The 13,091-nt window shown below is 49.3% G+C and carries 9 protein-coding genes; 1 reads left to right on the forward strand and 8 read right to left on the reverse strand.

The window, feature by feature from the left end; translation table 11 throughout:
* Nucleotides 1-50: 50 nt before the first annotated feature.
* From leuS to ACCC71_RS07825, 3 genes are all read right to left on the reverse strand, one after another.
* Nucleotides 51-2,468, reverse strand: coding sequence for a leucine--tRNA ligase (gene leuS, locus ACCC71_RS07815; protein ID WP_434309071.1), 2,418 nt, complete (start codon nt 2,466-2,468; stop codon nt 51-53).
* A gap of 15 nt (nt 2,469-2,483) precedes the next feature.
* Complete coding sequence (locus ACCC71_RS07820) at nt 2,484-3,590, reverse strand: hypothetical protein (protein ID WP_434309072.1); 1,107 nt, start codon at nt 3,588-3,590, stop codon at nt 2,484-2,486.
* A gap of 223 nt (nt 3,591-3,813) precedes the next feature.
* The gene (locus ACCC71_RS07825) at nt 3,814-5,904 is read right to left on the reverse strand and encodes an elongation factor G (protein ID WP_434309073.1); all 2,091 of its coding nucleotides are present in this window, start codon (nt 5,902-5,904) and stop codon (nt 3,814-3,816) included.
* 249 nt (nt 5,905-6,153) lie between these two features.
* Here ACCC71_RS07825 and aroA point away from each other — a divergent pair, with 249 nt between their 5' ends.
* On the forward strand, nt 6,154-7,431 hold the full coding sequence (gene aroA, locus ACCC71_RS07830) for a 3-phosphoshikimate 1-carboxyvinyltransferase (RefSeq protein ID WP_434309074.1): 1,278 nt from the start codon (nt 6,154-6,156) through the stop codon (nt 7,429-7,431).
* Between the two features lie 25 nt (nt 7,432-7,456).
* Here the strand turns inward: aroA and ACCC71_RS07835 are convergent, their stop codons facing one another.
* Genes ACCC71_RS07835 through ACCC71_RS07855 form a run of 5 tightly spaced genes read right to left on the reverse strand, consistent with a single transcriptional unit; the run spans nt 7,457 to nt 13,063 of the window.
* Nucleotides 7,457-7,990, reverse strand: coding sequence for a methylated-DNA--[protein]-cysteine S-methyltransferase (locus ACCC71_RS07835; RefSeq protein ID WP_434309075.1), 534 nt, complete (start codon nt 7,988-7,990; stop codon nt 7,457-7,459).
* A 60-nt stretch (nt 7,991-8,050) separates the two neighbouring features.
* Nucleotides 8,051-8,782: a pseudouridine synthase gene (locus tag ACCC71_RS07840; RefSeq protein WP_434309076.1), complete on the reverse strand. Its 732-nt coding sequence runs from the start codon at nt 8,780-8,782 to the stop codon at nt 8,051-8,053.
* A 50-nt stretch (nt 8,783-8,832) separates the two neighbouring features.
* Nucleotides 8,833-11,094: a class I SAM-dependent DNA methyltransferase gene (locus tag ACCC71_RS07845; protein ID WP_434309077.1), complete on the reverse strand. Its 2,262-nt coding sequence runs from the start codon at nt 11,092-11,094 to the stop codon at nt 8,833-8,835.
* Entirely contained in the window at nt 11,091-11,651 is a 561-nt protein-coding gene (locus tag ACCC71_RS07850; protein ID WP_434309078.1) for a DUF2284 domain-containing protein, read from the reverse strand. The genes ACCC71_RS07845 and ACCC71_RS07850 overlap by 4 nt, the downstream gene beginning before the upstream one ends.
* Nucleotides 11,648-13,063 (reverse strand): alpha/beta hydrolase, encoded by a 1,416-nt coding sequence (locus ACCC71_RS07855; RefSeq protein WP_434309079.1) that lies wholly within the window; start codon nt 13,061-13,063, stop codon nt 11,648-11,650. The genes ACCC71_RS07850 and ACCC71_RS07855 overlap by 4 nt, the downstream gene beginning before the upstream one ends.
* Nucleotides 13,064-13,091 lie beyond the last annotated feature (28 nt).

Raw genomic sequence — 13,091 nt, forward strand, 5'->3', positions numbered from 1 at the left:
AAGAAATGGGGTAGTCCCCACAGGAAAGGACTACCCCATCTTTCATTCCATTATTTCTGCACGATATTTACAATCCGGCCTGGAACGTAAATCTCTTTTACAATGGTTCCTGTCAGTTTCGAAGCCACCACTTCTTTTCCGGCCGCGATTGCTTCCTCTTTGGACGCATCCGCCGAAATCATCACAATCGCTCTGGTTTTCCCATTGATCTGAACTGCGATTTCCACTTCATCGTCCTTCATCATCTCTTCGTCGCATTTCGGCCAGCCGTTTTCCTGATGGAATACGCTGGTGGTATGCCCCAACTGGGACCAAAGTTCCTCGGAAATATGAGGAGCAAAGGGAGCCAGCATGATGATCACGGTTTCCAAGGTTTCCCGGTCAATGCCGCCTTCCTTCTTGGCCAGATCGATCATCTTATTGTTGTATTCCATAAATCCGCTGACCACAGTATTCAGGCTAAAGCTCTCCAAACGGTTTGTAATGTCGTAAATCATCTTATGGCGAAGTTTCACCATCTCCTTGGATTCCGGAATCAACTGATCTTTATTGTTCATGACCAGGTTCCAGAAACGGGTGATAAAGCGGTATACACCGTCGATGCCTCTTTCATCCCACTCGGAATCCAGCTCCGGCGGGCCAACGAAGAGTTCATATAACCGAAGGGAATCGCAGCCGTAATCCCGTACCAAATCGTCGGGGGAGACTACATTTCCTTTGGATTTGCTCATCTTGATTCCGTTCTTTCCGGTAATCATGCCCTGGTTAAAGAGCTTATGGAAAGGCTCGTCAAAGCCAACCACGCCAATATCATATAAGAACTTGGTATAGAAACGGGAATACAGAAGGTGCAGCACCGCATGCTCCACACCGCCGATATACATATCTACCGGCAGCATCTTATCCGCCACTTCCCGGTCTACCAAAGCTTCTTTATTCTTATTGTCCACATAGCGCAGGAAATACCAGGAGGAACCTGCCCACTGAGGCATGGTATTCGTCTCTCTCTTGGCCGGAGCGCCGCAGACAGGACAAGTCGTATTTACCCACTCGTCAATGGCAGCCAGAGGGGATTCTCCCGTACCGGTCGGCTGGTAGGACTCCACATCCGGCAGAAGCAGCGGCAGCTGATCTTCCGGAACCGGAACGGCTCCGCAGTGCGGGCAGTGTACAATCGGAATCGGCTCTCCCCAATAACGCTGACGGCTGAATACCCAGTCACGCAGCTTATAGTTTACCGTCTTCTTTCCGATTCCCCGCTCTTCCATAATCAGCGGAGCTTCCTTCTTCAATTCTTCCGAATTTCTACCCGTCCATTCGCCAGAATTGATCATGATACCGCTTTCCGTATAGGCTTCCGTTAAATTCGGATTTTCCTTTCCATCCTTCGCGATTACCTGGATGATCGGAATATCAAATTTCTTTGCGAACTCAAAGTCACGGTCGTCGTGGGCCGGTACGCACATGATCGCACCGGTTCCATAGTCTGCCAGTACATAATCGGACAGCCAGATCGGAATCTTCGCATTGTTCAAAGGATTGATGGCATAGCTGCCGGTAAAGACGCCGGTCTTTTCCTTATCCTGCAGACGATCTACCGAGGATTTATGGGAAGCCTGGAAAATATACTTTTTCACATCTTCCGCCTGCTCCGGAGTTGCCAAGGACTCCGCCAGGGCATGTTCCGGTGCTAACACCATAAAGGTAGCGCCGTACAGCGTATCCGGACGGGTCGTATACACGCGGATCTTATCCTCGCGGCCATCCACCGCAAAGTCGATCTCCGCGCCGTAGGATTTTCCAATCCAGTCGGTCTGCATCTTTTTCACTTTTTCCGGCCAATCCAGCTTATCCAAATCATTGAGCAGGCGATCGGCATAGGCGGTGATCTTTAACATCCACTGCTTCAAATTCATCTTGGTTACCGGGGAACCGCAGCGCTCGCAGACACCGCCAACCACCTCTTCATTGGCCAGGCCCGTTTTACAGGAAGGACACCAGTTGATCGGCATCTCCTTTTCATAGGCCAGGCCGGCCTTAAACATTTTTACGAAAATCCACTGGGTCCATTTATAGAATTCCGGATCCGTCGTATTGACTTCCATATCCCAGTCATAGAGCGCCGCGATTTCATTGATCTGACGCTTGATATTTTTGATATTTTCTTCCGTGGACTTTGCCGGATGTACGCCCATTTTAATGGCGTAATTCTCTGCCGGAAGGCCGAAGGCATCCCATCCCATCGGATGAACGATATAATGCCCCTGGAGCAATTTATAACGGCTCCAAACATCGCTGATTACATAGCCTCTCCAGTGGCCCACATGAAGGCCGCTGCCGGAAGGATAGGGAAACATATCCAGGCAGTAATATTTTGGCTTCTTGCCGTCGTTTACATTGACTGGGTGCTCTTCCCAATTCTTTCTCCACTTTTTCTCGATTTCCCTATGATTATAAGGTACTCCCATTGCTTTTTCCTCCTGTTACGATTCAAATATGCCAAGCTGGCCCCAGAGTGATTCATCTACTAGGACGTTTGCTTCTTTCTTCCACTGGGCCGTCATCTCCTGGAAATGGACCGCCGCCTTTTCCAGTCGAAGTTGTTCCTTTCTGCTCTCCCGTCCGTCCGCGTCATCTTCGTCGACGCAGTAAATTCCATAAAGCGTGAAATGTTCCGGATTCTCATAGATCAAAACATCTCCCGTCTTCATCGCAAGTATCTTCCCCGCCATCTCATCCGAGTCGTCAAACTGACCAACGGAAAGGGTATCGTCAATTATCGTTGTTCCAAGCTCTTTTACCGCCTCGGAAGGCGTCTCGCCGGATTGGATTTTCGCTAAAGCTGCTTCTGCTTTTTCCTTTGCTTCTTCCATGGTCGGAAGATCGTCTCCTCCTACCTCGGAGCCTTCAGTCGACATGGCAAAGATTTGAAAGGAAACCGTACGGGCCTCCTCATCGCTGATCTCGCAAGTAAACGATTCAGTCACTTCCGTGTAAATCCGATTGCTGATCTGATTGTGGCGTAAGAACTCTGCCAGATGCTCCTTGGTCAAGCCGAACGCAGCCGCTTTCTCCGCGCCTAAGCCCTGCAGCTGTTGATCTGCCTGAGACGCAAGGGCTTGCTCCTCTTCTTCGGTCAGGACAATCTGATAATCCGCCGCGTGTCCGCTCACCACAACCCCATCGATCAGAAAATCTTTACAGCTTTCCTGCAATTCCTGCGCATAAGTCAGATCTTTTTCCGGAATCGTCTGATACCATTCGCTCTGATCTAACTGCTCTCCACCATTATAATTGGAAAAGTACTGTTCGTAAACGCTCTTTTGATAGTCCACATAATACTTGGCAACGCTAAGTGGAATCGCCTGATCATTTACGGTAATCACCGCTTTTCCACCGTCTTCATTCATCTGCGCCGCTGTCGTAGCAGCTTCCGTGGAAACTGCTTCTGCCTGCGCCGTCGTGGTACCGGCTGTCGTCTCTGCATTCTCCGCCTGCGTCTGTGAGGAATCACTGCAAGCTACAGTGCCGACAGCCATAAGCAGGACGAGCCCCAGGGCGCCTAATTTTTTCCCTAATGCTCTCATCATTTTCTCCTTCTATTCCTGCGAAGCAACGAACCAAGCAATCCTATCGGCATGGGTGTTCGGCTTCGCATGACCGCCGTTAGTATAGCACGATTTTTCGTGGCTATCAAGTCTAATTCCAGAAAAACTATTGAATTCAGCCAGCTTTTTAAACGAAATGTGAGCGCAACACAACCGGCGTGACACCTGTCACGCCGGTTGAATAAACAGTTTCCAATGTTTTCTATTATTCCGCATCCTTCGCTGCCGCGCGGGCCGCGATTTCTTTCTCTTGTACATCGGTCGGCGCCTGCTCATAGCGGCTGAACGAATAAGCGTAGCTTCCGATACCGCCGGTCATCGAACGAAGATCCGTGTTGTACCCAAACAACTCAGACATCGGAATATCGGCCTCGATAATCTGATTTCCACTGTGATCCGGGTTCATTCCCAGTACGCGGCCGCGGCGCTTATTCAAATCGCCCATCACGTCGCCGGTAAACTTATCCGGAACCTTCACTTTCAAGGAGGCGATCGGCTCTAAGAGAACCGGTTTTGAGGCCGGATCGGCAAAAGCATTTTTCACGGCTAAGATCGTCGCTAACTTGAAAGCCATCTCCGAAGAATCTACTGGATGGTAAGAACCAAATACCAGCGTCGCTTTTAATCCCACGATCGGATAACCGGCCAACGGTCCCTTGACAACCATTTCCTGAATGCCCTTTTCCACCGCAGGGAAGTAATTCTTCGGCACTACGCCGCCGACGATCTTCTCTTCAAACACGTAAGGCTTCTCCAAATCGCCGGAGGGTTCAAACTCGATGGTAACGTCGCCATACTGTCCATGTCCGCCGGACTGTTTCTTATGCTTGCCCTGTACCTTTACCTTACCGCGGATCGTCTCGCGGAAGGCCATCTTCGGCTTTGCCAGTTCGATCTCTACTTTATAGCGGCTCAAAAGCTTGCTGACCACGATCTCCAACTGTTGATCGCCAATTCCGTACAGAAGCAGCTGACGGTTCTCTTTGTCATTGACATTCTTTAAGGTCAAATCCTCTTCCATCAACTTCGAAAGAGCGCCGGCAATCTTGTCCTCATCCCCTTTATTCTTCGCTTTATATGCCATATACGTAAAGGGCTGCGAAATGTCCGGACGGTCATAGGAAATCGGCGCTTCCTTAGTAGCCAGCGTATCGCCGGTCTCCGTAACCGCCAATTTGGCAATCGCTCCGATATCACCGGAATGCAGCTCTTTTACCTCGATCGCCTCTTTGCCGCGCAATACGTACAGACGAGCAACCTTTTCTTCGGTTTCACGGCTGACATTGTAAACGGTGCTGTCTGCTTTCAGCATACCGGAACACACTTTAATTAAGGAATATTTTCCGATAAACGGATCGACAATCGTCTTAAACACCTTCGCGGAGAACGGCTTTTCCTCATTGTAATCTGCGGAAAAACCTTCGCCCGTCTTTGTATTTACGCCGCTGACAAAGTTATCGTTAGGGCCAGGGCAGTACATCTCCAAAATTTCCAAAAGCATCTGGCATCCGTTTCCATTGATACCAGTTCCGACCAAAACAGGAACCATATCGCCGCTGCGTACATGCTGATTCAAAGCCTGGCGAATCTCATCGTAGGTGAATTCCTCTCCGGAGAAATAGCGATCCATGTACTCTTCATTGGTCTCCGCCACCGCTTCCATCAGGGCTTCCCGTACTTTTTCAAGGTTTTCCATGGAATAATCCGGGATATCGCACTCCGTATACTGGCTCTTTTCTGTAAACCGACGGCCTTTCATATTTACCACGTTGACAAAGCCAACGAATTTTTCATTTTCACGGATGGGAAGATGGAAGGGAGCAATCCGGCTTCCATAAAGGACCTGCAAATGTGCTACCACGTTTTTATAGCTGGCGTTATCATCATCCATATTGGTTACAAAAATAACGCGGGGCAGGTTGTATTTGTTACAAAGCTCCCAAGCTTTTTGCGTGCCGACTTCCACACCGGACTTGGCGTTCACCACGATGACAGCCGCGCCGGCCACGCTCATAGCTTCCTCCACCTCGCCGACAAAATCAAAGTATCCAGGCGTATCCAAGAAGTTGAACTTAATTCCGTTATATTCAATGGGAACTACACTGGTGCTAATAGAGAACTGACGCTTGATTTCCTCTTTATCGAAATCGCTGATGGTATTTCCATCGGAGACTTTACCCATACGATTCGTGACGCCGGTGATATAAGCCATGGCCTCTACCATCGTCGTCTTTCCACAGCCGCCGTGGCCAAGCACAGCTACATTACGGATTTGTTTGGTCTGGTAAACATTCATTATATAGCTCCTCCTTATTCGTATTCGATACTTTGGAATACCCTTTTTATATTTTACTAAAAATAACAAGAAATTTCAATAAGATTTCGAAATTTTTCTGGACAAAAGTAAGAAAAAAGTGTTGACGCTCGCGCATTAACGTGCTAAAATCATACTCGGTATATTAGACGCGCCGATTCCACGACGCATAAGAGATTTTAACTATCCCGTCGTCCAGTCGGAATAGCTACAGATTGTGAGGACATTCCTATGATTTATCATATTAAAAAAGGACTCCACGGGGAAATCATTGTCCCCGGAGATAAATCGATTTCTCACCGTGGCGTTATGCTCGGCGCCATTGCCAGCGGCACCACAGAAATCAATAACTTTCTCCGCGGTGCAGACTGCTTGTCTACCATCGCTTGTTTCAGTAAAATGGGCGTAGAGATTGAAGGAACCCACGACCGTATTCTGGTTCATGGAAATGGACTCCGCGGTCTAAAAACCCCCAGCCAAATTCTGGACTGCGGCAACAGCGGTACGACCACCCGTCTCATGTCCGGAATCCTTTCCGCTCAAAGCTTTACATCTACGATGGTCGGAGATTCTTCTCTAAAAACCCGCCCGATGCGCCGGATCATCAAGCCGCTCTCCCAGATGGGGGCGAACATTACGTCCGTCCTGGGAAATGATTGCGTTCCGCTTCGCATCTCCGGCAGCCCGCTGACGGGAATTCACTATGATTCACCGGTAGCGTCTGCTCAGGTAAAATCCTCCATCTTACTGGCCGGACTTTACGCCGAGGGGGATACCTCCGTCACAGAGCCTGCTCTTTCCAGGAACCACACGGAATTGATGCTGAGCGCCTTTGGAGCAAAAATCTCCTCTTCTGGAACCACTGCATCGGTCCAGGGAGTCAAAGAACTATATGGTCAAAAAATCGACGTGCCTGGAGACATCTCCTCCGCCGCGTATTTTTTGGCGGCGGCGCTGATCGTTCCCGGCTCGGAAGTTGTTTTGCGGAACGTGGGTATCAACCATACGCGGGACGGCATCCTAACTGTCTGCAAACAGATGGGAGCGAATCTCACCTATGAGAATCTAAAAATCAGCGGAGAGCCCTGTGCGGATATCGTGGTCCGCCATTCCGAATTACAGGGCGTTACCATTGAAGGGGAAATTATCCCTCGTCTGATCGACGAGCTGCCGATGATCGCCGTGCTGGCCTGCTTCGCAAAAGGTACTACGATTATCCGCGACGCGGCGGAACTAAAGGTAAAAGAGTCCAACCGTATCCGGGTTATCGTGGACAATTTAAGCGCCATGGGCGCGGATATTGAAGAAACCGACGATGGTATGATTATTCATGGCGGCCGTCCGCTCCACGGAGCCGTTATCGACAGCCACAACGATCACCGTATCGCCATGAGTTTCTCGATCGCCGCCTTAAACTGCGAAGGGGAAATCACGATCACACGAAAAGATTGCGTCAGCATCTCCTACCCTCGGTTCTACATAGATCTGAAGAAACTGATTCGGGATTAAAACTTAGAAAAGGGAGCGCACAGAATCACAGTGCGCTCCCTTTTTTCGGCATAAAAAGCGGTTCCATATTCACTTTTTCCAAAGTAAGCAGCTGTATTTTCTTATCGATACCTCCGGCGTATCCAGTCAAACTGCCATTGCTGCCAACGACCCGGTGACAGGGAACAATAATCGAGATGGGATTATGCCCAACCGCGCCGCCCACCGCCTGGGCGGACATATGGTCTCTGCCAAATTCTCCGGCAATCCTTTTCGCGATCTCTCCATACGTCAAAAGCTGCCCGTATGGAATCTGCATCAAAATCTTCCAGACCGAGAGCCGAAACGGCGAACTATCTAGCTTTAACGGCGGGGTAAAATCCGGCTCCTCCCCGCGAAAATAAATATCCAGCCACTTTCGCGTCTGCTGAAATATCGGTAATTCCCGTTCTTCCCACTCCTTTGACAACGTATCCGCAAAATATTTTTGTCCATCAAACCACAGGCCGGTTAATTCGTCTCCATTGCTCGCCAGCGTAATAGAGCCCATTGAGGATTGGTATCGATTTGTATACTGCATCTGCTTACCTCCTGATTTCCGTTCATAAGATTATCTTCTATGAACAAGAGCATACACGCCTTAAGTGGAGAGTCCCTGCTTCTTTAAAGCCAGAATTTCTCCCTCCGTCAGTTTCCGGTACTCTCCTGGCGCCAGAGCTTCATCCAACGTCAAACTTCCCATGGTCAAACGTTTCAAAAAAGTGACCCTCCGCCCAACCGCCTGGAACATCCGCTTCACTTGATGAAATTTTCCTTCTGTAATTGTCAACTGAACCTTCGAGCAGGCATTTCCACTCTCCTCCACGATGAGAACCGCCGGAAGAGTCCGCCTCTCCTCCCCGATATCCAAGCCTTCCGCAAAAAGTTTGATATCCATCTGCGTAACAGGACCGTCTACCTCGGCATAATAGGTCTTCTCCACGTGACGTCCAGGCGTCAACAGCCGGTTTGCCAGAATGCCGTCATTGGTGATAAGAAGCAGCCCTTCGGTATCTTTATCCAGACGTCCCACCGGAAACAGATCTCTTCTTTGACGGTCTTCGATCAGTTCCACTACAGTTTTATCTCTATTATCTGTCACTGCGGAGACTACTCCGGCAGGCTTATTCAGCATATAATACTCATATGCCGCGTAAAAAACTGGTTTTCCCTCGCAGAAGATCTGATCTTTGTCCACATCGATTTTCTGCTCCGGCCCTTTTGCTGGTTCCCCATTGATCGTAACATGCTTTTTTCGTACCAGCTGGCGCACTTGACTGCGAGTGCCATAACCAGCGTCCGCCAAAAGTTTGTCCAAACGAACCTGTCCCAAATACGATTCCCCCTCTGATTTTGCTGCTATCTTATAGCTCCAGGTAAACTTTACACCGTCCTGACCGTATGCGTTCTTGATAATTGAAGGTAGCGTTCAAACAAATAAGAAAGCCTTTCCTGCTCTCCGGAAAACTCTTCCCCGTACAAACGATCTACCGCCAAATCTAACCTGCGGTGAGCCGCTAAAAATTCTTCCGGCATAGTATCGGCTCCATACAAGCAGACGCCGTCGATTCCCTTACGCCCTTCCTGAATCCGCAGCAGTTCCTCCGCGGCATGGGCCACAGCCTCCGACGCCGGCCCTTCCATCTCAGGGAAAGGAAAGTTATTATAGACAATAGACGCCGAATACCGGTAATCACTTTTTAACCTTCCGGCCACCCCGCGCACCCAGGCCATATGAATTGCAGAGTTCAACACGCCAAATAGCACGGCCGAGGCATCCGGCACAATCAGCGCAGCGTCGCTGGCAATCGCCGTGGCAGGCAAAAATCCCATCGGAATATAAGGCCGATTTTGGGAAGATACCCTGGGAACCAAAATATAATTTCCTTCTTCCGGCTGACGGATCTCACCGAAAAGGGCCGGCGACTCCGCCAAAGACCTGGTTGCCTCCCGTGGGCTTACGCTTCGGAATCGGCGGACTGCTTCCACTCGCTCCCGAATCTCCGGTATCGCTTCATAGCGTTCCGGTTCTACCCCTTTTAGCCACAGACAGTACCGTTCCTGATCTTCAATATACTCTACCGAACCATAAAAACGGCGCAGCCATCCCACCGCTTCCGGGTGAGCTTCTAAAAGCAGCGCAGCCTGCTCTGCATCCAAAAGCAAATGTCCTCCATCGTTGGCCATACTGCCGAAAATCATAGATGGAACCGGCGACAATGGTTTTCTCCGATTTTTTAGAAAAACATCCGGCGCGGACGCCAGATAGGCGTTGATATGGGGGACGTTTTGTACCGCGTCCCCATCAAACAACTGCTTCTTTTCTGAATTTGCCGCTGAAAAACCCAGGATAATACAGTGGACCTTGGCCTGACCTCTGGCTTCATTGTTCCAGACAAATGTTTTCCAGGCAAAATCGATCTCCATGCCAAAATCATGGGTCAGGCAATCCCAAAGCAAGCCCGCTTGCTCCCCCTGACAGATGCTGTTGGTGGAGACAAAGGCAGCCCGCACATGGGTTCCTGCCATAAATTCCGCGGCTTTTCGATACCAAGCTGTCACATAATCCATATTTCCAGCCGTCCGTAAACCGGAAAACACCAATCGCATGTCCTGTTTCTGCTCCGGATTCATCAAACGGGCTCCCACAAAAGGCGGATTTCCAATGATATACAAATTTTCTTTGTCCGGCGTCACGCTTTCCCAATCCATAGACAGAGCGTTCCCCTGGACGATGGCCGCCGACTGGATCAAAGGAATCCGGGCATAGTACATGCCAAAAAAATCAGCAGCTTCCAAATTCATCTGATGATCGGTCAGCCACAGGCCAACCTGGGCAATCTGGGCCTGAAAAGGCTCATACTCAATGCCAAAAAACTGGCTGATTTGAACCCGGCAGTAGTATCCGACGTCCAGTACTCTCTGGGACGTATCATAGAGCTCCCGGATGACCGCCATCTCCAGCTTACGAATCTCCCGGTAAGTCACAATTAAAAAATTCCCACAGCCACAGGCCGGGTCAAAAAATTTTAATCTTGTCAGTTTTTCGTGGAATGCTTCCATCCGTTTCCGACGCCCGCGGCAATTTTGAAACTCTTCCCAAAGAGCATTCAAAAACAGAGGCTGAATTAGTTTTAAAATATTTTCTTCTGAAGTATAATAAGTTCCCCATTCCCTCCGTTTTTCCTGATTCATAATCTCCTGAAACATTGCTCCAAAAATCGCTGGGGAAATGGTTCTCCAGTCAATCGTTTGACAGCTGGTCAACAGGTCAAAAAACGCTTTATCAAAGGGTAAAACAGGAAGAACTTCGGCAAAAAGCGGACCATTTACATAGGGAAATACACAAACGTCTTCCGGCAGGTTCTCCCGTTCCTGGGGAGGCGTATCCAAAGCGTGAAAGAGAGATGCGAATCGCTCGGAAAGCTCAGCTCCCTCCGGATTTTCCTGTTCCAAGTAAGAATAAAAGGCTCCCTCCGGAAAAATCCCTGCATCACTGGCAAAAAGGCAAAACAATAACCGAACCAGATAAATTTCCAGTTCGTGATCCTTGTAACCATAAGAAGAAAGACACTCCAATAAAGCCGTCATTTTCCTCATAGCAACCAGATTAATATCTTCTCGTTTCGCTTTGGTTCTTTTCATAAAGTTTTCCCCTCAGCCATTCTCTCATCAAAGAATATCAGGCCAAACCAGGTGACAGTACCGGCGCCGAAGGAGAATTCCATGCCGCACTGTTCGGCAAGTAAAGGAACCACCACGCCGTAGCTTTCGATACAGGGCAGCATCCGTTCCGGATGACGACAGGCTTCCGGATAAGCGCAGTTTTGGCAAACGTCGCAGGATTCCGAAGATAAGGTTAGACATGTCCCATATACTTGAAGAAACACGTCTCGTACCTGGCGTACCACCGCCTCGTGATCTCCCCTGGTCGCCAGCATCTCCGCCAGATTTTCCGTATCCTCTACCTCCGCTACTGTCGAAAACACAAAGGCGCTTCGGTAAGCCAGCGCTCGCCTTTGGCATTCTTCCCACGTTCCCACAGCCGGCGGGCAGGACCAGCTCTTTCCATAGCGGCTGCACTCCCGCTTACAAATCTCCCGAACACGCCCGGAAAAAGGCACTTGATCCGCCGGCAGAAATTCATACTGACAGAGAGGAAGCTCACGAAGTCGCTCCTCTATCTCCTTTGATTGATTCATTGTATGGCATTCTCCTGAATAAAGGCGGCAATATCGTCGATGACCTTCTGGTCCACATGGCCCTGCGTGTCGTATTCGCTGATATCCGTTTTCCCGTTTGTTTTCATAAACAGGTGATTCAAACCATCATATACTTGAAAATGAGCATTTTCATGCCCCTCCAACGCCTCTTTCCAGGCGGCAAAATCCGTATCCACTTTTACCTGGAAGTCCGCCGTCCCCTGCAAAAACAGCATTGGAACCGTCAGCTCCTTTGCAAGAGCCGCCGTATCGATCTCATTTAGACTGGCCCAATAGCTGGCCGGCTGACCGATCAAGGCCGTCGTATCCGTAAGATCAGAAACGGACTTTACTTGATCAATCATTTGTTTTAACTGCGCCAGACTTGCCTGCTTTTGAAGCTCATTGATATTTTCCATCTGATTCAAGGCGTCCACATTTTGGTCATATACGATATCTGCCAAATGGCGCGGACTTCCCGCCAAAGAAATCATGCCTGCCACCTGCGCATTCTCCTTCGTAATCTTCGGAGCTAACATTCCTCCCAAGCTATGACCAATCAAGTATATCTGGCTGCTCTCCACTGACTCTAAACGGGAGGCAAAAGAAATGGCGGTTGCCGCGTCGTCTAAAACCTCATCCGAAACCGTAATTGCATCCGGCGCCTGAGCCGGGAATTGATAATAACGCTTATTATAACGAATCGAGGCAATTCCTTTCTCCGCCAATCCCCAGGCGATATCCTGGAAAGGGCGATTTTCTTGGATCGATTCATTGTAATCGCTCTGCCCTGAGCCCTGCACCAAGACTACGATCGGAGGCTTTTTAACGCCTGTCGGCAAAGTCAATACTCCTGTCAATGAATATTCCGTCCCATTACTGGTAAAAGGAATCGAGATTTCCTGCTCCTTCCATCGATCGTTTTCCACCAACTCTGGCGGTATCGCATAAAAATCGGTCCAGATACTCTGCACCTTTCCTTCCTCGTCATAGCCAAAGGAAAGACGAACGCCTCTCTCTTCAAATTTTAGAATGCAATGATATACCTTGCTGCTTTCCTCTACTTCTGTTTTATAGTACTCCTCAAAAGAACCGGCCTGCACCACCACCTGTTCCCAGCCCGTTTGAAAATCCGCCTCGCTTAAGGAAGATTTTAATGTATCGTTAAATTCCGCGGTCACAGACGCAAAATCACCGGAAACAACCTGCAGCGCTAATCCCTTGCTTTTTTCCTCCAACGACAATTCTCCGTCTGCCAATTCCGTCCCCTGCTCCGCCTCCGTAGTCGTTCCTGCTTCCGTTTTGGCCGGCGTAGACGCCGCGGAATCTCCCGTAGTATTCAGATCTGTTCCACAAGAACCCAAAAATAAAACTACGCCAGCCATGGCTGCCGCCAATTTCCATGCTTTCATACGCTTCTTCTTTTTCCCCTCTTAACAT

It is taken from the genome of Hominifimenecus sp. rT4P-3 (assembly GCF_051055405.1).
In the GTDB taxonomy this organism is placed as follows: Bacteria; Bacillota; Clostridia; order Lachnospirales; family Lachnospiraceae; genus Pseudolachnospira.